We start from the raw sequence: 21,305 nt of genomic DNA on the forward strand, positions 1-21,305 counted from the left end.
TCTCCTTCGTGAACAGTGATCGACTAAGCCGCAGCAGCGGCCCAGGACTGAACGGCGACCGGGTCATAACGCAGATGACGCCCGATCTTGCGAACCGGCGGACCCTCACCACGCCACTTCCACTGATAGAGGGTCTTGACCGGCACCCCGAGGTAGCTGGACACGTCATCGACGGTCCAGAGACGCTCAATTGAGCGGACGTTGTCCATAGCTGTTCCCCCCGGTCAAGCGGCCATCGGCCGAGTTGCTGAAAGATTCGGGTCGTCCCCTGGTGGTGGTTGTGCGGCGAGTAGCGCCCGTTCGTATTCGGCCCGCCAGGTGATGCGTTCGGATATCGCGTGCATGAGCAGGTGTGCCCGTGGTGGGGCGTTCTGGTCGCCGGGTGCGAGCTTGCGCCAGACCAGCCGGGCGGGGTCTTCCCGCTGCTTGGTGATCCCGACCGCTGCCAACATGCGGTGTACGAACGCGGCCCGGTCGGCTTTGTGCTCAGCGAGGGTCTTGCCTGACCACTTCCGCGACACCAGTACCCGCCGCCCCGGCAGCCCGAGCGTGCTCCGCCGATGCGCCCGCCCCTTGCAGTGCCCCGGGCTGGTCTTCGAACTGGCCCCCTGCGGTTGGACGCCGTAGAGCAGCCACACCGCGCACCGAGGCGAACACGGCGTGATCTCCAGCTCCGCGTGAAGCCGGTCGTGATGTGCCCGCTGGGCGTCGGTGGTGGCCTGGATGACCTCACCTGTGGACTTGGTGAGGTACTTCGTCAGGTACCCGATGTGCCGCCCGGCTTCGTCGGAGCCGCCGAGGATGCCCTTGGAGTGCACCTGCGCCCCGAAGGTGACCACATGCGCCGGTTCCTCGATCTGGTCGATCGCCTCAGCCCAAGCGGTGAGGGGCTGTCGGGTGTCGGGGTCGACGAACGCCCGCGCGTCGGGTTCCCACACCGGCAGCCGGTACCCGCCGTAGAGGGGTTCGTCGTGCGGTGGCCACCAGACTTGCAGGTACGTAGCGGCGGTGACCTGTCGCAGCACCTCATGCGGGATGGACCCCCGGATCGCGGTGTGCAGGTGCGGGGCGGTGCGCTTCTGCGGTTCCACGGTGGCGAAGTACTGCACGTCCCAGCCGACGACGCGGCGGAGGTTTTGCCACCATCGGTCGATCAGGGAGGCGAAGTGCACCGCGTCCCGGGCCGCCCGCCGGTAGTCGTAGGTGCCGGGGTTGACCGGCGCCCCATCCGCGCGGACCGGTCCGTAGGAATCGCAGGTCAGCGTGACGAACATCGAGGGCCGGTACCCGCCTGCGTACTCGCGGCCGACCGTGCGCTTCTCCACCTTCCGCCGAGGCAGGTTCGGCGCGTCCTGTCGCCGCCTGGTCGACCGGGTCGGTGCCCGCCTGCCCGCACCATCGGGGTTGGGCATCCGCCCCCGCACACCCATCGCGTGCAACTCGTCATCGACAGTGCGGATTTCCTCGCGGAGTTCGTCGGCGTGCCCGGCTTCCCCGTTCTCCATCGACTCCCGGTAGGCGGCCACCAGGTCGGCGCGGTACTCGACCACGGCCCGCTGATCGGGAGTGGGCTCGCCGCGTTGGTCGACCGGTTCGGTGCCCATGTGCCAGCCTTCACGGCACTGGACCATCCTCAACGCCCTAGCCTTCTTCGCGCACGGCGCGCACACGGATTCCACTGTGGACCCGCACGGGACGCCGATATAGCGGACTTCCCCGGTGTCGGAGTCGGTGACCTCCATCGTGAACGGCCGAACACACACCCCGTGCTGTTCAGCGGCAGCGGTGATCACGTCCGCCGAGAGCGGCCCGCGCAGCCGTACCACCGTGTCGTCCTGCTCAGGGGTGCTCATGCCGCCTCACCGCCCCGTTCGACCTTGTCCGGGAACGGCACGACCGTCGCCGAGGTACCGGTGACGTAGTGGCGCAGCTCCACCAGGTTCGTATCAGTCGGGTAGAACGCCCGTGCCCGAACGGGTTCGCGCTTGCCGTCTTCTTTGACCCAGGCCACCCCCGGTGTGTGCTCGCTGATTTCGTGCGCGTTCGCCCCGCGAGCCCGGACACCGTCGCCAAGGACCATGTCCACTTGTGCGGCTTCATCCAGGCGCAGCGCGGCCCGGGTGGTGAACAGGTTGCGGAACGGCACGATCTCCTTGCGCGGGTCCTGCACCAACGCCAACACCCCGAACCCCGGTGCCCGCCCCTGCGATGTGATCGTCTGCAACGCCGCCTGCGCCCGCTCCCGCAACTTGCGATCCGGCTGATAGGCGATCAGGTCGGCCAGCTCATCGACCACCAGCAGCGTGAACGGCTCCCCGGTGTCGCGGGACCACCAGCGGCGCACACCCCGGTACCGCCCGGCCCGTTCCCGCACGTCGACCGCGACCTGTTCCAGCAGCTCCACCGCCGCCGGGCCGTTGTCGTAGGCGAGCCGGGCGAACAGCTCCGGTGCCTGCCCCAGCTCCATCCCGCCTTTGGGGTCGATGCCCACCAGGCGCACGGCCCCAGCCTTGATCAGCGGTGCGAGAGCCCACAGGATCGCCCACAGCACCGACCCCTTGCCCGCACCCTGGACCCCGACCACGAGGTGTTGCCCGCCAAGAAGCCGCAGCCGCCACGGCTTGCCGGTCTCGGTCCGGCCGATGGTCACCCGGCGCAGGTCCACCGCAGCTTCCTCCGCCAGCGCGGGCACCGGCAACACCTGGGCCAGTGGGTCCGCGTGCACCAGGTCCAACGCCAACGACCCGGGCCGCAGCACCCGTACCCGACACGACAGCGCCCCGAATGCGTGGGCCAGCCCCGAGGACCGCGCCTCCCACTGCTCCGGTGCCTGCCCTTTGACCATCCGCACCCGCACCACGTCGCGCCACCACTCCGACCGCGTGCGCCGCAGTTTCGGCAGGTACTCCCGCCCCCGCGCCTTCCCGTCGAGCGAGGTCAGCCGCATCACCGTCCGCCACTGCGGCGCGTAGACCAACGCCCGCCGAACCTCCGTGCGCCCCCACCGCGTCCACCTACGGAACTCGTCGACGTCACGCCAGCACCACACGGCGAGACCCATGGCGACGATGAGGGCCAGGCCGCCGAGCCACCATGGCCCGAGCCGGTAGACCCCCACGCCCACCAGCCCCGCAATGACCGAGGTCGGGTAGTACCAAGCCAGCCGCGCGGCCTTGGCGAGTAGCCACACCGCCACCGCAACCGCTGCGACCGGGGCCAGCACGAGCTTCGCCTTCCCGGGCAGCAGCGTCCACCACGGCAGCCGGGGCCGTGACACCTCCAACGGGGCCGGGTCAACCCACCGGCTGTCCCCGCGCCCCATCACCAACCACCCCGAACCGTGGTGTCCGAGAGCCGGGTGATCGTGCCGAACGCCAACGCCAGCACCCCAGCGCACGCCGCGCATTCCCGATCCCCCGGGAGCAACCGGGCGAAGCGCTTGCACTTGTCACATCGCGTCCGGGTGACCCCACTTGACCGGGCACCGGAGGGTTCTTCTACTGTTGCCATCGTCTGCTCCTGCGAGTGGACAGGCACAGAAGCGGAGGCCGCCAAACCAACCCGCTTCTGTGCCCTTGCTTCACATGCACCTCGATGAGGGCGTGTTTCAACGCCACACGACCAGCGTATGTTTGATCGTCTACAATGGATTTATCGGATCAGGGTGCGAACACCCTTCGGGTCAACAACTCATAGGACTTGTGCGCGTCATAGGCGTCCCGGGTCAGGTTGGTCACGACCCCTTCGTAGAAGCCGACGTCATCAGGGTGGTCCAGGACGAACGAGACCGTCCGGTGATCCAGACAGACCACCGTCTGCCCCTTGTCCAGGCTGAGCAGCCGAAACGCCTCATCCTCACCCAAGCCCCGACCCTGCTCCGGAACGATCCGTACCATCAGACCTCGATGCTCGACCAGCAGCGCCAAGTGCCGCCGCTGCTCGGCCAACACGGGTTCCGGGAACCGGGCGGACTCCAGCACACGTTGATGCACGAACAGCGTCCCCGGAGAACGCCACCGCACCGGAAGCCACTCCTCAGATGAGGCGGCCGGGACCTTCCCGCTCATCCGCGCCTGATACGCGGCGGTCCGAAACACTTCGGGAAGCCACCACGGAGCGACATACACCGTCCGCGCCGTGATCGCCTCAATGATCTTCAAGACCTCATCACGACGAGTGCTCTCCGGCAGCTCCCGCCCCTGGACCTGGACCATCTCCTCCATCCAGTCACGACGGGACCTGTCCCACCCGAAGATCACCCCGCATCCGGCGACCTCCGCGACCGAGGCCGGGCGCTTGCCGTTCTCCAACCGGTTGAACGTCGCCGCCGAGATCCCCAACCGGGCCGCCATGTCCCGCACCGTGTACCCGAGCCGATCCGTCTCAGCGTCCACCACTGCCGCGACGATCCGCTGCTGCACCGGAGGCCATGTGTCCACCATGCCCGCGTACACCGGCTCATCCCGCAGAATCAACACGCCCCGACACCTCCCGCTGCTGCCTGATACGACCCTCGATCTCTTCGGCCTTCGCCCGCTCACGGCCGACCCAGTACAAGGCTTCGTGGTGGTGCGCCCGGTCGATCTCGGCAATCCGCTCGTACACCTGCACAGAGCGGCGGTAGAACGCCAGCCGCTCAGCCAACGGGCGATCCTGGCCGGGACAGAGCGGACTCAACAGCTCATGCGCCTCTGCCAACGTGCGCGGTTCCTTCACCTTCTTCATCGACGACCACCCGCCCGCCCGCGTTGACCCGCTCGCATCGCCCATTCGCTGGCTTGGACCTCGAACGCCTCAGCCGCAGTGCTCGCCGCAGCCGAGGACCACCACGGCAACGCGGGGACTTGGGCGATCTCCCGCCACAACCCCGCCACCGACCACGATGCTTCGGCCATCGCCCGAGCCACCCCCGGAGCCTCCGGCGGCATCTCCACAGCCTGCACGTACACGTGGTAAGCAGCCGTCCACTGCGCGGCCAGCTCCTCCGGGACCATCAACCCCGACGCGGGGAATGCCAGAACCGTCCTGCTCTGCTGTGCGGGTTTCACTGCTGCCTCCCCGCTGCGTCGAGCTGCTGTCTGCCGTCCTCGATCGCCGCCGCCAGCCGGTCCAGCGCGAGCCGGTCAACAACGAGGACAACCGGGAACGCCTTCCCGAACCGGATCTCCACCCGGTCGGCGTAGGGCAGGGCCGCCGCCTGTATCGGCAGGTCAGCGTCAACGTTGATCTGCACCATGTCGCGCATCCCGAGAACCCCGGGTCTCACGCGGCCGGCTTCTGTTCAACTGCGGGCTTCGCCCCCCGAATCGGAGCCCGCATCCCCGAGGCCCGGAAGCTGTGCGCGATCCGCCCCTTGTTGTTCGCGTACGGGGTGATGGTCAGCCTCTCGAACTCCACCGCCGCGAACGGGAACCCGTTGGCCTTCGCCGGGGGCACCGGCTGGTGATCAGCGCTCACCTTGACCTTGAACTCAGCCCCGAACCGGGCCGCTTCCTCGTTCGCGTCCAAGGCCCGCACGGTCCACACAAGCTGACCGGTCTCCTTGTCCCGCTCCTGCACCTTCGGCGCCGCCGGGTTGTCCGAGAACGCCATGGACGGCTCCACCCCGAGCACGAACGCACCGAGCGGGAACACGTCGCCGAAATCCACCGCAAACCGGGTAGGGATGACAGGCATGTCGCTGTTCCTCCTGGTCAACCACCCCGGCCTGTTCCGGGGCATGACACCAATGTCGACCAAAACGAAGGACGAGCACACCACACAGCAGGACATCCAAGGACGTCCCGCGTACCCTGAAGACGTCCCAAGACGTGATCAACCGGGGAGACCATGCCGAACGAACGACTACGAGACGCACTCCTGCGCAACGGCCTGGACCTCGACCACGTCGCCAAGGCAACCAGCGTCGACCCCAAGACCGTGGAGCGCTGGATCACCCAGGCCCGCACCCCCTACCCCCGCCACCGCCACACCATCGCCGCCATGGTCCGCGAGACCGAGAACTACCTCTGGCCCGACGCCGTCGCCCCCGCCAGACGATCCGAGATCGGCACCTCCGAGATCATCAAGGTCTACCCCCACCGCCACTCCGTCCCCAACGACCTCTGGGAACACCTCCTGACCGGAGCCGGCCGCTACATCGAAGTCCTCATCTACGCAGGCATGTTCCTAGCCGACAACCCCCGCCTCATCCGCACCCTCAAAGCCAAAGGCGAAAGCGGCACCAAGATCCGCATCCTCATCGGCGACCCCACAGCCCGCGAACTCTCCCGCCGAGGCGAAGAAGAAGGCATCGGCCGCGAAGCCATCCCCGCCAAGGCCCGCAACGCCCTGGCCTTCTTCAAACCCCTGACCGACGCCCCCAACACCACCATTCGCGTCCACGGCACCACCCTTTACAACAGCATCTACCGCTTCGACGACGAGATGCTCGTCAACACCCACGTCTACGGCTTCGCCGGAGGCCACGCCCCACTCCTGCACCTCCGCCGCCTCTCCGGAGGCGACCTCTTCGAGACCTACTCCGAAAGCTTCGACAGCGTCTGGGGCTCAGCCAAACCCCCCAAGTGGTAGGAGACACCCGCATGGCCCGCACCGACTACTACAACGACCCTCATGCGCCGCAACCGAACTCCATAGTGGTGGCTGTGACAGCATACGTGGTCAACTCGGAGGGTGATTTGCTTCTGATTCGTCGAACGGACAACGATCGGTACGCAATTCCTGGCGGCGCACTCGAACTAGGAGAGACTTTGACCCAAGCTGTGGTTCGAGAAACAAAGGAGGAGACCGGAGTCGATGTCGAGGTGGCAGGCATCATCGGAATCTACAGTGATCCCGCCCATGTCATAGAGTTTACAGATGGCGAAGTGCGCCAAGAGTTTTCGATTTGTTTCCGCGCGACACCAGTAGATGGTCAGATTCGCACCAGCGATGAGAGTAAAGAGGTCATTTGGGTCAATCCTGCCAGAATTGATGAACTTTCTATTCATCCGAGTATTCGATTGCGAATCCAACATGGGATACATGGGGATGATTCGCCCTACTACACCTAAGGCAGCCTAACGATGGTGAAATTCATGCGAGTTCGTTATTTTCGACGGAGCCCGATAACCGTTTCCGACACGGTTCCTTTTTTGTAGGAACGGGCATGACGATTTACCGTCATGAGTGATCTGATTACCGGGAAAGGTATGGAAGAGTCAAGGACCCAACCCCTGTTGCTGGCCTCGTCAATGCAGATCTCGGCGAGCGGGACGGGAATATCTTTGTAATATGAATCTTGGACCACAAGGAAGGCGTAAGAGCCCGGCTTCGCCACGCGTGACAATTCGTCCATTCCTGCGGAGAGATCGAGCATGTATTGGGTGGTCTGCTTTAAGTAGTACCCAGACGATGCTTTGCTTTCATGACTTGAGATCTTTTTAAGAAGACTTTTTGCGACGCCCCCAAACTCGAGATGGGCTGCGGCCGGACGGATTAGAGTAGTTCCCATGAGCGCGGATCTAAGCGATCGATCTTCGTAGATATTAATTCCTAAAACCGCAAGCTCTCTGGCGTAAGCAACGCCGTAGTCAATCCGCGTCAGGTACGGAGGGGAGGTTAGAATTAGATCGACTGAGTTTGCTTTAAGTGGGATATTAGAAGCAGAAGCTCGCAGAATTAATGAACTTGACTCGGTCTTAGGTTCTTCCCGAATTCTCGATACAACCGTCTCGATCTCACTTGTAACAATAAAGTCAATTTCGTCGAATGGGACGCTAATTAGATCCGCGTCCGCCGACGCTTTCTTAACCCAAGTGGGGTTGGAGCCCTCGAATGAACTCGTCATCTTCCGCACGGCTCGGAATATTGCAAGTATTCCTGGGATTGAACGCTTAATTCCAGTGCGGCCGAAGTAGCGTGTCCAATCTCGCAAGCGCGCGACAGAAGAATCCGTAAACCAGTTACAGAGAGGATCATCGAATATTCTCGTACTACGGCGGCTAGGAGGCGGCGAAACCAACGCCAACCCGTTAAGGTGGCATCTTGCTCGAGCAATCAGATTAGCCACCGGGTTCAAATCGACGCCCACAGACCTGTAACCGTCGTACTGAGCGGCCAGAGTGGTTGTTCCGCTTCCATTCCATGGGTCTAGAACTACTGCGTCAGGATTTCCTGAGTAGCTTTGAAGCTGTGAGCATGCCCACTCAAAGGAAAAGCCCGCATAGTAAGGAAATATGTCTGCTAGTCCGACGGTCTCGGTTGGGGGGCGTTTAGGAGACAGTATCTTCGGCCGCTCGTAATGCCAAAGGCTTGGCTGGTCGGGCCGACCTGGGCGCGGCTTTGCTGCCGAACCGCTTCCAGTTGCGCCCAACTGTGTCACCGGCCTCCATACTCAACCTAACCACGATCATAGGTATACAGATTTTAGCGTATGTAGACATTATGGAGATAACTGGGGAGTAGATCTATTGATCTCTTACCACACGGGACAACCCTCCGAGCCAGTCGCTAATATACAGCTGCACATGTTGCAGAAGGTCTATCAATTTGACCACCATGTCACGAAGATCTTTGACCGTCTTACTGCGACCTATTGTGACTGGGTCACGTTTCCAATGTGCAACATCATTCCGTTTCTCTTGTATTTCGCTGAGCAGCAGCGAATCGGTAGGCCGATTTTTCCAGTCATCCGCTAGTCCCAGTATTAACCAGAGTGCACTGAAGTGTTTCTCACTAATGGTTGTACCATCGGCTAACTTGAATGCGTCATCTAACTGTGTTGCCACACGCAAGTCTGTTCCATGTCCTCCAATTTTAAGGACGACTTCGGCCCGTGCAATCAAGGAAGCAACACTTTCATTCCCGCTTCTCTTAAAGTCTCGAGCTTCAATCACTGATATAAGAGTTACAGGAAGATGCTTACGTTCAAGTTGCATGGCCTCCAACTCGTTGGAGATGGCGGTAGGCAATTCCCTCATGAAATCCTCGAGTACCCCGCCCATGACGACATAAGACAAGGCGCGTGCAGTTGCGGCGAATCCATCACGATCAAAATTGAGGGTTTTACCGAGTTTGGCGAGTGTTTCGAGACGTCGATCCTCTCGTTCGAGGTACTCAATGGCCTTTTCAAATATAGAATCGACGGCGTCACCCATTTTAGGAGAAAATTTCCTCGACTCTGCCGACCCTTTTCATCAGCATGGACCTACTGTTAGTACCTTTCGTGCTGGCTTCAACCAGTTCAGGGTCATTCTCCCAACCAGATTTCGGCGCTTTAAGTTTTCGGCCCGCCCGGATTAGGCGCCCTACTCCAATCAGAACTGCCTCGAGTTGATTCACAGGAGTCACATTTACTCGAGCCCGCAAAAACGGACCATCAACAACTTCGCTTACGAATGCGGCAACATCATTGAATAGAGCGCGATCCTCAGCCAGATTCGTGTCCTGCATTCTCGACTTCATGTACTCATTTAGAAATCGAGTCACTTTCCCGTCGAATGTTTCCATCTTGTCGAGGTAAGCGAAGAATTTGAGGACTATTTCTGCTGCGGTACCGTCGTGCTGGTTGATCTGCTTCAACTTCAAAAGCGATAGGTAGTTACTTGATTCGGCAAGTTCTTCGATAAGGTACAGAAACGGTCCAGCAAATACTGCGGTTCTGATTTCTTGTGCAGTCAATTCGACAGCACCAGCGTTCAGTCTGCGGAAGAGTTCGAATCTGACGTCGACATCAGACTTGTCGCTAAGTACTTGAACTCGGAGGTAGCGCCTATCTAGCATCAGTTGGATCGGCTTTGGTAGATCATTGTAAGTTACACCGTTGAACCCGCTAAGTTGGACCAGGTCGGTAAGCATCAAACCATTATTCGAGAATTGGAGATTCTGTCCTGCATGCGGAACATCTACACCATGAAATCGCAAAATCGTGGATATCCGCTGGAGTCCGTCCACGACATCCCAGGTGCCATCCTTGTTCGTGGCAACGAATATCGCTGGGATTGGCAGTCCAAGCAGAAGGGACTCTATCAGAGTCGACTGAACGGAAGTGTTCCACCGAAACTGTCGCTGGTAACGAGGATTGACATTGATCTCGGCTTCTTGAACCATTCTGACAATCTCCCGAATCGACAGATCAAAATATTCCGTGTCGACTGACCGGCGATGCTTTTGAAGCTCTTCGGTGAGATCGTCCCTAGCGTTAGCCATTTTCCTTTTTTACCAACTTTCGTATTTACGATATCTAACAGCTTACCAGCGCTTGCCGCTTTATAGGTTGCCGAATTTGGCTCTATGAGATCAAGGCCGCGCCGCCTGCGCGGCGCGGCGCCGTTGGCCTGTCCCGTTGGTCGGGTGGTCCGGGGCCATCGCGCCACGGCGCGGGCTCCCGCTTCGCTCCGCCCGCGCGGGCGCGCGGCACGGCCACAGAACGGGGCGGCAGCGCCGCACCACCCAGGCGACGCAATCGGGCCTGCGAGGTACCAGGGGCTACCCCGCCCCTGGACCCCGGGAGCCCGCAGCACGATCCGCGCCCGACTCTGCCTAGAACTCGATCTTCGTCGGCGCGGATCGCGCCACGGGTTCGGGGGTGGACAGCAAGCCGCCCGGTGCTCCACTGAGGAGTACCGGGCGGATACGCCAGGCCGTCTACAGGCCGTGAGAGGTCGAGAGACGGTCAGATCCACTGAGAACTGTCGAGAGGTGTTTCCACTGCTCACAGGGTGTTTTCAGCATCTGTCCCCAGGTCGGTGAAACCCGGGCTGCACTACATCGCGATCTGGCTGGTCATGTTCGCCTGATCGGGTCCGGTCAGGCGCGGACGAGGTCGGGTTCGAGGAGGTCCATCAGGACCATGTCGTGCCAGTGGCCAGCGCGGCGGAAGGCGTGGCGGGCGCGGCCGATCTCCTGGAAGCCGACCTTGGCGTAGACCCGGCGGGCCGCCGCGTTCTCGTCCACCACGCTGAGGTCGATCGAGTGCAGGCGCATCTCGTCGAAGCCGTAGGCGCAGATCAGCCGCAGGGCCTCGGTGGCGTAGCCAGAGCCCCAGGTGTCGCGTTCGCCCAGGTAGAGGTCGATGGTGCCGCGGCCGTGCTCGGGTTCGGCGCCGGATAGGGCGATGGCGCCGACCAGGCGCGTGTCCGCCCGGGTCTCGATGCCCAGGGTCAGGCGGGCGTGGCTGTTGCGCGGCCACTCGGCCATTCGGGTTCGGGTGTCGTGCAGCGTGGTCGGGTGGATGTCCACCATCCAGCGCATGACCTCGGGGTCGTTGTTCCAGCGCCACAGCGGTTCGGCGTCCTCCGGCTCCATCGCGCGCAGCCGGACCCGGTCTCCTACCAGCATGGTGAACCCCTCTCGTCCCCGCCACCCTGGCCGGGGGCGAGAGGGGTCGGCAACCTGTTTGCGGGCGGGCGCCGTGCGGTGCTCAGCCGTTCCGGTCGGCGTCCTCGGCCTTGTCGGGGCCCTTGGCGCGCAGGTCGTCGACCTTGGCCATGGCGGCGCGCAGTTCGCCCAGCCACTCCTCGGAGTGCTTGCCGACCAGGCGGACCGCCCAGGCCAGGGCGTCCGAGCGGGACCGGGCCACCCCCGCGTCCACCAGGGTGTCGAGGACTTGGCGCTCGGGCTGGCGCAGCCGGGTCATGACCGGGACGGACAGATGAGTGAACAGTTCCTCGGTGCCGCCCTGGCGCGCGCCCCAGGCGACCTTGCGGCCGTAGCGGTGCTCGGCCTGCCGGGCGATCTCGATGCGCTCCTCGCGGGTCTCCTCGCGGTGGCGGGCGATGCGGCCGGACTCGGCGGCGGCGCGGGCGGCGTCGTCGGCGAAGTCGCCGTCGAGGTCGGGGAGGGTGCCGACGACGATGATCTCCTCGCGGTCGACGACCACGTCGGTGGTGGTGAACCAGCCCTCGGGCAGCCTGCCGGTGAACCAGGCGGCCGCGTCGTCCGCGGGTGGGACCTCGGACTGCTGCCAGCCGCCGCGGGGTCCGGGACTCCAGTGCTTGCGCATGTCCAGCTCCTTGATTACATGATTACGTCCCCACCGAAGTTACGCGCTCTCGGTGCTCGTGGGGGCGAATTTCACTGGCAGGTGAACGCCGCGCCCGGCTAGCGTTCCCCGCCGTGATCCACGAGGACCCTCGCGCGTACCTGCTCGGGATGGAGGGCGCCGCCCTGCTCCGGGCGTTCACCGGGCACCACGACCGCGAGTTCGTGCGGGCTCGGCTGGCCGAGGTCCGGCGCATCCTGGACACCCCGATGGACCCGGTGGACGTCGAGCGCGCCGGGGCCGTCGAGGGCTACGGCCTCTGGGCGGCGTCCTACGACGGTGAGGACAACGGCGCCTTCCCCCTCGACACCCCGGTGCTCACCGAGGTCCTCGACGGGATCGCCCCCGGTCCGGCCCTCGACGCCGCCGCGGGCACCGGCCGCCTCACCCGGTTGCTCCTCGACCGCGGCCACCGGGTGACCGCCGTCGACAGCTCGCCGGACATGCTCGGGCACAACCCCGCCGACGACACCCGGGTGGGCGACCTGCGCGCGCTGCCGGTCGGGGACGCCGAGGTCGACGTGGTGGTCTGCGGCCTGGCGCTGACCCACGTGCCGGACCTGGACCCGGTGTTCGCCGAGTTCGCCCGCGTCCTGCGCCCCGGCGGCCACCTCGTGCTCTCCGAGGTGCACCCCGATGCGGTGGCCCGCGGGTCGGTGCCGACGGTCCGCGGGCGGGGGAACCGGCCGATGCGCCTGGTCACCCACGAGCACCTGCTGGGCGACTACCTGCGCGCCGCCCTGGCCGCGGGCCTGGAACTGCGCCGGTTCACCGAACCCGTCCCGCCGCCCGCGCCGCCGCGGGAGGCGAGCACCGACCCGGGGCCGTGGGACGTGTGGCCGTGGAGCCTGGCCGCGATGGTCCCCGAGGCGACCCGGGCGGCGACCGGGGGCAGGCCCGCCATGCTCGTCGCGCATTGGCGACGCGGCTGACCGGTCCGCTGGCGGCACCCGCCCGGTCCACAGCGGACAGTCCGGTGGGGCTGCGGGCGGTTCGCCGAAACCCGGTGTCCCCCGGCCCGGCGGTGGGACAGACTGTAGCGGTGCTGCTGACCCTGACCACGACCGGAGACCCGGCCACCGACCTCGGTTTCCTGCTGTTCAAGCACCCCGACAAGGCGCAGTCGTTCCCGACGGCCACCGGGACCGCGCACGTGTTCTACCCGCGCGCGGACCCCGAGGAGTGCACGGCGGCGCTGCTGGTCGAGGTGGACCCCGTGGCCCTGGCGCGCGGCAAGGGCGACCGCAAGCGGGTGGCGACCCTGGGCAGCTACGTCAACGACCGCCCCTACGCCGCCGGATCGATGCTGGCGGTGGCGCTGTCGAGCGTGTTCCGGACCGCGATGACCGGCCGCTGCGACGTCCGCCAGGAGCTGGCGGACAACCCGATCCCGCTGCGCGTCGGCCTGCCCGCGGTGGCTTGCCGCGGCGGCGCCGAGCTGGCCGCGCGGCTGTTCGAGCCGCTCGGGTGGGCGGTGGCGGCGACCGCGGTCCCGCTGGACCCGCTGTTCCCGGAGTGGGGCGACTCGCCGTACCTGGACCTGGTGCTCACCGGGGACCTGCGACTCGCCGACGCGCTGCGGCAGCTCTACGTGCTGCTGCCGGTGATGGACGGCTCCAAGCACTACTACGTCGGCGAGGCCGAGGTGGACAAGCTGCTGCGCGCGGGCGAGGGCTGGCTCGCCGCGCACCCGGAGCGCGAGCTGATCAGCGACCGGTACCTGGCGCACCGCCGCGGTTACGTCACGACCGCGCTGGCGCAGCTCGCCGAACTGGACGGGGCGGCGGAGGAGACCCTGGACGACGCGCTCGTCGAACCGGTGGTCGACACCGCCCCCGAGGCGCCGGAGCCGCTGGCCGTCACCCGGCGCCGGGCGGTGGTGGCGGCGTTGCGCGAGGTGGGCGCGCGGCGCGTGCTGGACCTGGGCTGCGGCGGCGGGGCACTGATCCGCGACCTGCTGGCGGACCCCTCGTTCATCGAGGTCCTGGGCACGGACGTGTCGGCCGGTGCGCTGCGGGTGGCCGGGCGCAGGTTGGAGAAGCTGCCGGACCGGGTGCGCGACCGGGTGGAGGTGCGCCAGTCGTCGCTGACCTACGGCGACCCGTCGCTGGTCGGGTACGACGCGGCGGTGCTGATGGAGGTCGTCGAGCACGTCGACCCGAGCAGGCACCGGGCGCTGGAGCAGTCGGTGTTCGGCACCGCCCGGCCACAGCACGTGGTGGTGACCACGCCGAACGTCGAGTACAACGTCCTCTTCCCGACCCTCCCGGCGGGACGGCCGCGCCACCGCGACCACCGTTTCGAGTGGACCAGGGCGCAGTTCCGGGAGTGGGGCGACGCCACCGCCGAGCGCACCGGCTACACCGTGCGGTACCTGCCCGTCGGCCCGGAGGACCCCGAGCACGGCCCGCCGACCCAGATGGCCGTGTTCTCCCGCCTGGAAGGGGTGAACTGATGGAGCTGCTGATCCCCGACATGGCGCTGGTGGTGCTCGTCGGCGCCTCCGGGTCCGGCAAGTCGACCTTCGCCCGCAAGCACTTCGCCACGACGCAGGTGCTCTCCAGCGACTTCTTCCGCGGCCTGGTCAGCGACGACGAGAACGACCAGGCCGCCTCGGCCGACGCGTTCGACGCGCTGCACCACGTCGCGGGCAAGCGCTTGCGGCGGGGGCTGGTCACCGTGGTGGACGCGACCAACGTGCAGCGCGAGGGGCGCGCGGAGCTGGTGAAACTGGCCCGCGACAACCACGTCATGCCGGTCGCGGTGGTGCTGGACCTGCCCGAGCGGGTCTGCCAGGAGCGCAACGCCGACCGCCCGGACCGCGACTTCGGCCCGCACGTGGTCAAGCGGCACGTCGCCCAGCTCCGGCGCTCGCTACCCGGCCTGCACCGCGAGGGGTTCCGCCGCGTGCACCACCTGCGCGGGCAGGAGCAGGTCGACGCGGCCGTGTTCAGCACCGAGCGGCTGCGCAACGACCTGCGGCACGAAACCGGCCCGTTCGACGTCATCGGCGACGTGCACGGCTGCCGCGCCGAGCTGGAGGACCTGCTCGGCGAGCTGGGCTACCGGCTGCGCCGCGACGACCGGGGCCGCCCGGTCGGGGCCACCCACCCCGGCGGCAGGCGCGCGGTGTTCGTCGGCGACCTCGTCGACCGCGGCCCGGACACCCCGGGGGTGCTGCGGCTGGCGATGGGCATGGTCGGCGACGGCGACGCGTTCGCGGTGTGCGGCAACCACGAGCAGAAGCTGGTGCGCGCCCTCGACGGCCGCAACGTCAAGGTCGCGCACGGCCTGGCCGAGTCGCTCGCGCAACTGGAGGCCGAGGACCCGGATTTCGTCGCGGCGGCGCGGAAGTTCTGCGACACCCTGATCGCGCACTACGTCCTCGACGGCGGCAGGTTGGTCGTCGCGCACGCCGGGTTGCCCGAGCGCTACCACGGCCGCGCGTCGGGCAAGGTGCGCAGCTTCGCCCTCTACGGCGACACGACCGGTGAGACCGACGAGTACGGCCTGCCGGTGCGCTACCCGTGGGCGGAGGACTACCGCGGCGCCGCCATGGTCCTGTATGGACACACGCCGACCCCGGAGGTCGAGTGGGTCAACGGGACCATGTGCCTGGACACCGGGTGCGTGTTCGGCGGGAAGCTGACCGCGCTGCGCTACCCGGAGCGCGAGATCGTCTCGGTCAAGGCGCACGAGACCTGGTACGAGCCGACCCGCCCGCTGACCCCGACCCGCCCGCCCCGGCAGCTCGCCCTGGACGACGTGCTGGGCAAGCGGGTCGTGGAAACGGCCGTGCAGGGCAAGGTGACCGTGCGCGGCGACCAGGCCGCGGCGGCGCTGGAGGTGATGAGCCGCTTCGCCGTCGACCCGCGCTGGCTGCTGTACCTGCCGCCGACGATGGCGCCCACCGAGGCACACGGGGACGGGGACCTGCTGGAGCACCCGGCGGAGGCGTTCGCGGGCTTCCACGCCCGCGGGGTGCGGGAGGTGCTGTGCGAGGAGAAGCACATGGGCTCCCGCGCGGTCGTCCTGGTCACCCGAGACCCCTCGGTGGCCCCGCGCCGCTTCGACATCGAGGGCGACGGCGCCGTGCACACCCGGACCGGCCGCTCGTTCTTCGACGAGCCGCTGACCGCCGAACTGCTGGCGCGGGTGCGCTCGGCGGTGACCGCGGCGGGGCTGTGGGAGGAACTGGGCACCGACTGGCTGCTGCTCGACGCGGAGCTGATGCCGTGGAACGCCAAGGCCCGCGAGCTGATCACCGACCAGTACGCGGCCGTCGGCGCGGCGGCCACGGCGGTGCTGCCGCCCGCGGTGTCGGCGCTGGCCGCCGCGGCCGGGCGGGGCGTGGACGTGGCGGACCTGCTCGCCCGCACCTCCCGCCGCGCGGACAACGCGGTCGGCTTCCGCGACGCCTACCGCCGCTACTGCGCGCCCACGAGCGGCCTCGACGGCGTGCGGCTGGCGCCGTTCCAGGTGTTGGCGTCGGAGGGGGCGACCCACCACCGGCAGCCGCACCTGTGGCACCTGGGCGTCGCCGACCGGCTGCGCGCGGTCGACCCGCTGTTCGCCGAGACCCGGCGCATCGCCGTCGACACCGGCTCCCCGGAATCGGTGGCCGAGGGCACCGCGTGGTGGGAAGCGCTGACCGCGGCGGGCGGCGAGGGCATGGTGGTCAAGCCCGCGGCGAACCTCGTCGGCGCGGGCCGCGACCTGGTGCAGCCGGGGGTGAAGGTCCGCGGACCGGAGTACCTGCGGATCATCTACGGGCCGGACTACCCCGACCACCTGGACCGGCTGCGCAAGCGCAACGTCGCGCACAAGCGGTCGCTCGCGCTGCGCGAGTACGCCCTGGGCCTGGCGGCCCTGGACCGCGTCGCCGCGGGCGAGCCGCTGTGGCGGGTGCACGAGTGCGTGTTCGCGGTCCTGGCCATGGAGTCCGAACCGGTGGACCCGCGGCTGTGAGGCTCAGGCGGGCTTGGAGCCGGTCCCCGAGCCCGCCTCGTCCGCGTCCGCGGGCTTGTCGGCGACCGGCTCGTCGAAGCTGGCCGGGAGCCGCTTGAGGTGCTTGGTCATCGAGCGGATCAGGAACGCGACCGCCACGAAGAACAGCACCAGGATGAGGAAGCCCAGCGGGGAGGACTTGCCGAAGTCCTCCCCCTGCCCGCCCGGGTCGGCCGGACCGGCGGGCGGGGCGGGGGTGGTCTGGGCGACGTACAGCGAGGCGTCCGGGGCGGCGATCACGGTGTCCACGGTAAACGTCACAAGGCGGCCTTCTCCCGCAGCCCCGAGAACAGGTCGTCCTCCGGCAGCGTGCTGTCGACCAGCGACCGGACCAGCTCGTACTCCTCGAACGGCCACACCTGCCGCTGGATCTCCATCGGCACGGCGAACCAGCGGCTGTTCGGGTCGATCTGGGTGGCGTGCGCGAGCAGCGCGGCGTCGCGGACCTCGAAGAAGTCGGCGCACTCGACCCGGCTGGTGACCCGGTCGGCGATGTCACCGCGGTCGGTCGACCAGTTGTCCAGCCACTCCTGGTACGGCGACTCCAGGCCCGCGGCCAGCAGCGCCTCGTGGACCGCGGCGATCCGGGCCCGGGAGAACCCGTGCGAGTAGTACAGCTTCAGCGGCTGCCACGGCTCGCCCGCCTCCGGGTGCAGGTCCGGGTCGCCCGCGGCGTCGAAGGCGGCGACGGACACCTCGTGGCAGCGGATGTGGTCCGGGTGCGGGTAGCCGCCGTTCTCGTCGTAGGTGATCACGACGTGCGGGCGGAACTCGCGGATCTCGCGCACCAGCGGCGGCACCGACTCCTCCAGCGGCACCAGCGCGAAGCAGCCCTCCGGCAGCGGCGGCAGCGGGTCGCCCTCGGGCAGGCCCGAGTCGACGAAGCCCAGCCAGCGGTGCCGCACGCCGAGGATCTCGGCGGCCTTGGCCATCTCCTGCTGCCGCACGGCGTGGATGTCGGCGGTGATCTCCGGCCGGTCCATCGCCGGGTTGAGGATGTCGCCCCGCTCGCCCCCCGTGCAGGTCACCACCATCACCTCGTGCCCCTCGGACACATACCGCGCCATGGTCGCGGCGCCCTTGCTCGACTCGTCGTCGGGGTGGGCGTGCACCGCCATCAACCGAAGCTTCTCCGCCATGACCTCTCCAGCCCCCTGTTGCTCTGTGATCCCGCGCGCAGCGGATACTCGATTCGCAACGCTCCGCGCGGGCCCCATTGTTCCCGCCGGGAGGACCGCGGCCGCAGGAGGCTCCCAGTATGTCGGTGACCGCACGATGAGCACGGCGACCCGGGGCCTCCCGGAGGGCCGCTACGGCAAGGCGAAGGCACCCCGGTCGCGGCGGACCGTCGTGGTGCTGACCGCCTGCGGGCTGGCGCTCGGCGCGGTCGTCGCGTGGCTGGCCTACACCAACCTGGGGTCCGCGCCGATCGAGACCGAGCGGGCCGCGTTCGAGAACCTGCCGGACAACCGGATGCGGCTGACCTTCGAGGTGACCCGCGCGACCCCGGAGCGGCCCGCCGTGTGCGTGGTGCGCACCCGGGGCATCGACGGCAACGAGGGCGGCCGCAAGGAGGTGCTGGTGCCCGCCGGACCGGAGGTGTCGCGGGTGTCGACGGTCATCCGCAGCACGTCCGAGCCGGTCACGGCCGATGTGTTCGGCTGCTCCTACCAGGTGCCCGCCTACCTGTCCACAGGTCAGCCGCCAACGGGGTGAACTCCGCGCCGAGCAGGCCCGAAACGGACATTTCGGGCTATTTAGCACGCGCAGGCATGGTATTCTGATTCATCTGCACGGCCCCTAGGCGGGCCGTGTTTTTCACATCCCGGGTGTACCACGAAACCCGGGACTGCCTGGTACGACGAGGAGTTGGTGACCGTGAGCGACACCCAGGTGACCTGGCTTACCCAGGAGGCCTACAACCGGCTCAAGCAGGAGCTCGACGAGCTGATTGAGAACCGCCCGGTCATCGCGCAGAAGATCAACACCAGCCGCGAGGAAGGCGACCTCAAGGAGAACGGCGGCTACCACGCCGCCCGCGAGGAGCAGGGCCAGCAGGAGGCCCGCATCCGCCACCTCCAGGAGCTCCTGCGCGGGGCCAAGGTCGGCGAGACGCCCCCCGCCAACGGCATCGCGGGCCCCGGCATGGTGCTGACCGTGCGCTACGAGGGCGACGACGAGGACGAGACCTTCCTCCTCGCCACCCGCGAGGAGGGCGGCGAGGGCTCGATCGAGGTCTACTCCCCCGAGTCGCCCCTCGGCCGCGCGCTGCTGGGCGCCAAGGAGGGCGAGACCCGCGAGTACGCGCTCCCCAACGGCAAGATCCAGAAGGTGGCCCTGAACAAGGCCGTGCCGTACGAGGGCTGAGTCCCGAACTCGACCGAGGCCCCCGCCGAACCCGGCGGGGGCCTCGGTGCTCGTCCGGGGCCTACCGCACCATCCGCTCCAACAGTGGGCGCACCCTCGGCGGGACCGGGGTGGACAGGGCGATCGAGGTGGAGGTGCGGCGGACCCACTCGACGTCCACGACCTGGTCGATCACCCGTTGCAGGTCGTCGTTGTCCTTGGCGACCATGCGGACCAGGAGGTCGCCCTCGCCGGTGGTGGCGTGGACCTCGCAGACCTCCGGGATGTCGCGCAGGCGGCCCGCGACCGAGGCGCGCTTGCCCTGGGCGATCTCCAGCACCGCGAACGCCGTGAGGCCGTAGCCCATCGCCGCCAGGTCCAGGGCGGGTGGGAAGCCGACGAGGACCCCGCGCGCCTCCAGGCGGTCCATCCGGGCCTGCACCGTGCCGCGCGCCACCCCGAGCCTGCGGGAGCACTCCAGCACGCCCAGCCGGGGTTCGTCGGTCAACAGCAGCAGCAGGCGTGCGTCCAAAGCGTCCATCGCCGGTTCCTCCCTGGTCACGCTGTCCACTTTGCCGCAGGTTGACCGGTGAACACCAGGCAACCTGCCCAGTGAAATCGACGGCTCTTGCACATCCTGACCGGTCGCCGGATGCTCGGAGGTACCGCAGACCCGAGAAGGAGGACACCGCCGTGACCCGTGCGATGGACGAGGTGAGCTACGACCAGCTCCGCCAGCTCGTCGGCTTGGTCGACTACGACGAGAGCCGCGACCCGTTCCCGGTGAAGGCGATGGACGCGGTGGTGTTCGTGGTCGGCAACGCGACCCAGACGTCGCTGTTCTACCAGGCCGCCTTCGGGATGACCCTGGTCGCCTACTCCGGGCCCGAGACCGGCAACCGGGACCACAAGTCCTACGTGCTCAAGTCCGGTTCCGCGCGGTTCGTCATCAAGGGCGGGGTGGACCCCAAGAGCCCGCTGCTCGACCACCAGCGCGAGCACGGCGACGGGGTCACCGACCTGGCCCTGGAGGTCGTCGACGTCGACAAGTGCGTCGAGCACGCCCGGCGCGAGGGGGCGACCGTGCTGGAGGAGCCGCACGACGTGTCCGACGAGCACGGCACGGTGCGCGTCGCCGCCATCGCCACCTACGGCAAGACCCGGCACACCCTGGTCGACCGGTCCCGCTACCAGGGCCCGTACCTGCCCGGTTACGTCGCCAAGCAGGGCACGCTGACCCGGCCCGCCGACGCCCCCAAGCGCATCTTCCAGGCCGTCGACCACTGCGTCGGCAACGTCGAGCTGGGCAAGATGGACCACTGGGTCGACTGGTACAACCGCGTGATGGGCTTCGTGAACATGGCGGAGTTCGTCGGCGACGACATCGCCACCGAGTACTCGGCGCTGATGAGCAAGGTCGTCTCCAACGGCAACCACCGGGTCAAGTTCCCGCTGAACGAGCCCGCGATCGCGCAGAAGAAGTCGCAGATCGACGAGTACCTGGAGTTCTACGGCGGCCCCGGCTGCCAGCACATCGCGCTGGCCACCAACGACATCATCGGCACCGTCGCCGCCATGCGCGCGGCGGGCGTGGAGTTCCTCGACGTGCCGGACTCCTACTACGAGGACCCCGAGCTGCGCGCGCGCATCGGCGAGGTCCGGGTGCCGATCGAGGTGCTCAAGGCCAACGCGATCCTGGTCGACCGCGACGAGGACGGCTACCTGCTGCAGATCTTCACCAAGCCGATCGGCGACCGGCCCACGGTGTTCTACGAGATGATCGAGCGGCACGGCTCGCTGGGCTTCGGCAAGGGCAACTTCAAGGCCCTGTTCGAGGCCATCGAGCGCGAGCAGGACCGGCGCGGCAACCTCTAGGCCGGGCCGTCTCAGCCACTCCTCAGGTGCCTGAACCGACCGGGGAGTAGGC

General features: G+C 67.1%; 23 protein-coding genes. 8 read left to right on the forward strand and 15 right to left on the reverse strand.

What is annotated here, in order from left to right; all coding sequences use genetic code 11:
• Positions 1–23: 23 nt before the first annotated feature.
• From DFQ13_RS04640 to DFQ13_RS04675, 7 genes are all read right to left on the reverse strand, one after another.
• Entirely contained in the window at positions 24–209 is a 186-nt protein-coding gene (locus DFQ13_RS04640) for a helix-turn-helix domain-containing protein (protein ID WP_110078947.1), read from the reverse strand.
• 15 nt (positions 210–224) lie between these two features.
• Complete coding sequence (locus DFQ13_RS04645) at positions 225–1,853, reverse strand: replication initiator (protein ID WP_110078948.1); 1,629 nt, start codon at positions 1,851–1,853, stop codon at positions 225–227.
• Positions 1,850–3,277, reverse strand: coding sequence for an FtsK/SpoIIIE domain-containing protein (locus tag DFQ13_RS04650; protein WP_325050896.1), 1,428 nt, complete (start codon positions 3,275–3,277; stop codon positions 1,850–1,852). Before DFQ13_RS04650 ends, DFQ13_RS04645 begins: the two co-directional genes overlap by 4 nt.
• Before the next feature lie 382 nt (positions 3,278–3,659).
• Complete coding sequence (locus tag DFQ13_RS04655; RefSeq protein WP_146241098.1) at positions 3,660–4,478, reverse strand: Scr1 family TA system antitoxin-like transcriptional regulator; 819 nt, start codon at positions 4,476–4,478, stop codon at positions 3,660–3,662.
• Positions 4,459–4,725 (reverse strand): AMED_5909 family protein, encoded by a 267-nt coding sequence (locus tag DFQ13_RS04660; RefSeq protein ID WP_110078951.1) that lies wholly within the window; start codon positions 4,723–4,725, stop codon positions 4,459–4,461. The genes DFQ13_RS04655 and DFQ13_RS04660 overlap by 20 nt, the downstream gene beginning before the upstream one ends.
• Before the next feature lie 319 nt (positions 4,726–5,044).
• Positions 5,045–5,245 carry a hypothetical protein gene (locus DFQ13_RS04670; protein ID WP_110078953.1) on the reverse strand — a complete coding sequence of 67 codons (201 nt, stop codon included), beginning with the start codon at positions 5,243–5,245 and terminating at the stop codon, positions 5,045–5,047.
• A gap of 17 nt (positions 5,246–5,262) precedes the next feature.
• Entirely contained in the window at positions 5,263–5,697 is a 435-nt protein-coding gene (locus DFQ13_RS04675; protein WP_233438265.1) for a plasmid replication, integration and excision activator, read from the reverse strand.
• 132 nt (positions 5,698–5,829) lie between these two features.
• Between DFQ13_RS04675 and DFQ13_RS04680 the strand changes: the two genes are divergently transcribed.
• Together DFQ13_RS04680 and DFQ13_RS04685 are read left to right on the forward strand one after the other, a co-directional pair.
• On the forward strand, positions 5,830–6,573 hold the full coding sequence (locus tag DFQ13_RS04680) for an XRE family transcriptional regulator (protein WP_110078954.1): 744 nt from the start codon (positions 5,830–5,832) through the stop codon (positions 6,571–6,573).
• Positions 6,574–6,584: 11 nt separating this feature from the next.
• Positions 6,585–7,055, forward strand: coding sequence for an NUDIX hydrolase (locus tag DFQ13_RS04685; RefSeq protein WP_110078955.1), 471 nt, complete (start codon positions 6,585–6,587; stop codon positions 7,053–7,055).
• A gap of 35 nt (positions 7,056–7,090) precedes the next feature.
• On the opposite strand, the gene DFQ13_RS33590 is transcribed toward DFQ13_RS04685, so the two are convergent.
• The 5 genes from DFQ13_RS33590 to DFQ13_RS04705 all read right to left on the reverse strand — a co-directional run bounded on the left by DFQ13_RS33590 (position 7,091) and on the right by DFQ13_RS04705 (position 11,986).
• Positions 7,091–7,840 carry a hypothetical protein gene (locus tag DFQ13_RS33590; protein WP_181399848.1) on the reverse strand — a complete coding sequence of 250 codons (750 nt, stop codon included), beginning with the start codon at positions 7,838–7,840 and terminating at the stop codon, positions 7,091–7,093.
• 610 nt (positions 7,841–8,450) lie between these two features.
• Positions 8,451–9,140: an MAE_28990/MAE_18760 family HEPN-like nuclease gene (locus DFQ13_RS32975; RefSeq protein ID WP_146241100.1), complete on the reverse strand. Its 690-nt coding sequence runs from the start codon at positions 9,138–9,140 to the stop codon at positions 8,451–8,453.
• A 1-nt stretch (position 9,141) separates the two neighbouring features.
• A complete protein-coding gene (locus DFQ13_RS04695) occupies positions 9,142–10,191 on the reverse strand; it encodes a DUF262 domain-containing protein (RefSeq protein WP_110078957.1) in 1,050 nt (349 codons plus the stop codon).
• Positions 10,192–10,791: 600 nt separating this feature from the next.
• On the reverse strand, positions 10,792–11,322 hold the full coding sequence (locus tag DFQ13_RS04700) for a GNAT family N-acetyltransferase (protein WP_110078958.1): 531 nt from the start codon (positions 11,320–11,322) through the stop codon (positions 10,792–10,794).
• Between the two features lie 82 nt (positions 11,323–11,404).
• A complete protein-coding gene (locus DFQ13_RS04705; protein WP_110078959.1) occupies positions 11,405–11,986 on the reverse strand; it encodes a hypothetical protein in 582 nt (193 codons plus the stop codon).
• Positions 11,987–12,099: 113 nt separating this feature from the next.
• Here DFQ13_RS04705 and DFQ13_RS04710 point away from each other — a divergent pair, with 113 nt between their 5' ends.
• The 3 genes from DFQ13_RS04710 to DFQ13_RS04720 all read left to right on the forward strand — a co-directional run bounded on the left by DFQ13_RS04710 (position 12,100) and on the right by DFQ13_RS04720 (position 16,993).
• The gene (locus DFQ13_RS04710) at positions 12,100–12,957 is read left to right on the forward strand and encodes a class I SAM-dependent methyltransferase (protein ID WP_110078960.1); all 858 of its coding nucleotides are present in this window, start codon (positions 12,100–12,102) and stop codon (positions 12,955–12,957) included.
• Between the two features lie 110 nt (positions 12,958–13,067).
• Positions 13,068–14,480: a 3' terminal RNA ribose 2'-O-methyltransferase Hen1 gene (locus DFQ13_RS04715; protein ID WP_110078961.1), complete on the forward strand. Its 1,413-nt coding sequence runs from the start codon at positions 13,068–13,070 to the stop codon at positions 14,478–14,480.
• Positions 14,480–16,993: a polynucleotide kinase-phosphatase gene (locus tag DFQ13_RS04720; RefSeq protein WP_110078962.1), complete on the forward strand. Its 2,514-nt coding sequence runs from the start codon at positions 14,480–14,482 to the stop codon at positions 16,991–16,993. Before DFQ13_RS04715 ends, DFQ13_RS04720 begins: the two co-directional genes overlap by 1 nt.
• Before the next feature lie 3 nt (positions 16,994–16,996).
• On the opposite strand, the gene DFQ13_RS04725 is transcribed toward DFQ13_RS04720, so the two are convergent.
• On the reverse strand, positions 16,997–17,272 hold the full coding sequence (locus DFQ13_RS04725; protein ID WP_407643127.1) for a hypothetical protein: 276 nt from the start codon (positions 17,270–17,272) through the stop codon (positions 16,997–16,999).
• Positions 17,273–17,289: 17 nt separating this feature from the next.
• Positions 17,290–18,171 (reverse strand): mycothiol conjugate amidase Mca, encoded by an 882-nt coding sequence (mca, locus tag DFQ13_RS04730; RefSeq protein WP_035288047.1) that lies wholly within the window; start codon positions 18,169–18,171, stop codon positions 17,290–17,292.
• A 136-nt stretch (positions 18,172–18,307) separates the two neighbouring features.
• Between mca and DFQ13_RS04735 the strand changes: the two genes are divergently transcribed.
• Together DFQ13_RS04735 and greA are read left to right on the forward strand one after the other, a co-directional pair.
• A complete protein-coding gene (locus DFQ13_RS04735; RefSeq protein WP_035288044.1) occupies positions 18,308–18,748 on the forward strand; it encodes a DUF4307 domain-containing protein in 441 nt (146 codons plus the stop codon).
• Positions 18,749–18,904: 156 nt separating this feature from the next.
• The gene (greA, locus tag DFQ13_RS04740; RefSeq protein WP_035288042.1) at positions 18,905–19,399 is read left to right on the forward strand and encodes a transcription elongation factor GreA; all 495 of its coding nucleotides are present in this window, start codon (positions 18,905–18,907) and stop codon (positions 19,397–19,399) included.
• Between the two features lie 61 nt (positions 19,400–19,460).
• Here the strand turns inward: greA and DFQ13_RS04745 are convergent, their stop codons facing one another.
• Entirely contained in the window at positions 19,461–19,919 is a 459-nt protein-coding gene (locus DFQ13_RS04745) for an Lrp/AsnC family transcriptional regulator (RefSeq protein WP_035288040.1), read from the reverse strand.
• Positions 19,920–20,083: 164 nt separating this feature from the next.
• Between DFQ13_RS04745 and hppD the strand changes: the two genes are divergently transcribed.
• Entirely contained in the window at positions 20,084–21,253 is a 1,170-nt protein-coding gene (hppD, locus tag DFQ13_RS04750) for a 4-hydroxyphenylpyruvate dioxygenase (RefSeq protein WP_035288038.1), read from the forward strand.
• Positions 21,254–21,305 lie beyond the last annotated feature (52 nt).

The sequence above is a fragment of the Actinokineospora spheciospongiae genome, assembly GCF_003182415.1.
Lineage (GTDB): Bacteria > Actinomycetota > Actinomycetes > Mycobacteriales > Pseudonocardiaceae > Actinokineospora > Actinokineospora spheciospongiae.

Bases quoted from the DNA above. Each gene is read 5' to 3' on its own strand.
- DFQ13_RS04735 (WP_035288044.1), top strand. From the start codon at position 18,308: ATGAGCACGGCGACCCGGGGCCTCCCGGAGGGCCGCTACGGCAAGGCG.
- DFQ13_RS04700 (WP_110078958.1), bottom strand. From the start codon at position 11,322: ATGCTGGTAGGAGACCGGGTCCGGCTGCGCGCGATGGAGCCGGAGGAC.
- DFQ13_RS04720 (WP_110078962.1), top strand. From the start codon at position 14,480: ATGGAGCTGCTGATCCCCGACATGGCGCTGGTGGTGCTCGTCGGCGCC.
- DFQ13_RS32975 (WP_146241100.1), bottom strand. From the start codon at position 9,140: ATGGGTGACGCCGTCGATTCTATATTTGAAAAGGCCATTGAGTACCTC.
- DFQ13_RS04660 (WP_110078951.1), bottom strand. From the start codon at position 4,725: ATGAAGAAGGTGAAGGAACCGCGCACGTTGGCAGAGGCGCATGAGCTG.
- DFQ13_RS04745 (WP_035288040.1), bottom strand. From the start codon at position 19,919: ATGGACGCTTTGGACGCACGCCTGCTGCTGCTGTTGACCGACGAACCC.
- hppD (WP_035288038.1), top strand. From the start codon at position 20,084: ATGGACGAGGTGAGCTACGACCAGCTCCGCCAGCTCGTCGGCTTGGTC.
- DFQ13_RS04680 (WP_110078954.1), top strand. From the start codon at position 5,830: ATGCCGAACGAACGACTACGAGACGCACTCCTGCGCAACGGCCTGGAC.
- DFQ13_RS04685 (WP_110078955.1), top strand. From the start codon at position 6,585: ATGGCCCGCACCGACTACTACAACGACCCTCATGCGCCGCAACCGAAC.
- DFQ13_RS04705 (WP_110078959.1), bottom strand. From the start codon at position 11,986: ATGCGCAAGCACTGGAGTCCCGGACCCCGCGGCGGCTGGCAGCAGTCC.
- DFQ13_RS04640 (WP_110078947.1), bottom strand. From the start codon at position 209: ATGGACAACGTCCGCTCAATTGAGCGTCTCTGGACCGTCGATGACGTG.
- DFQ13_RS04670 (WP_110078953.1), bottom strand. From the start codon at position 5,245: ATGCGCGACATGGTGCAGATCAACGTTGACGCTGACCTGCCGATACAG.
- DFQ13_RS04695 (WP_110078957.1), bottom strand. From the start codon at position 10,191: ATGGCTAACGCTAGGGACGATCTCACCGAAGAGCTTCAAAAGCATCGC.
- DFQ13_RS04645 (WP_110078948.1), bottom strand. From the start codon at position 1,853: ATGAGCACCCCTGAGCAGGACGACACGGTGGTACGGCTGCGCGGGCCG.
- mca (WP_035288047.1), bottom strand. From the start codon at position 18,171: ATGGCGGAGAAGCTTCGGTTGATGGCGGTGCACGCCCACCCCGACGAC.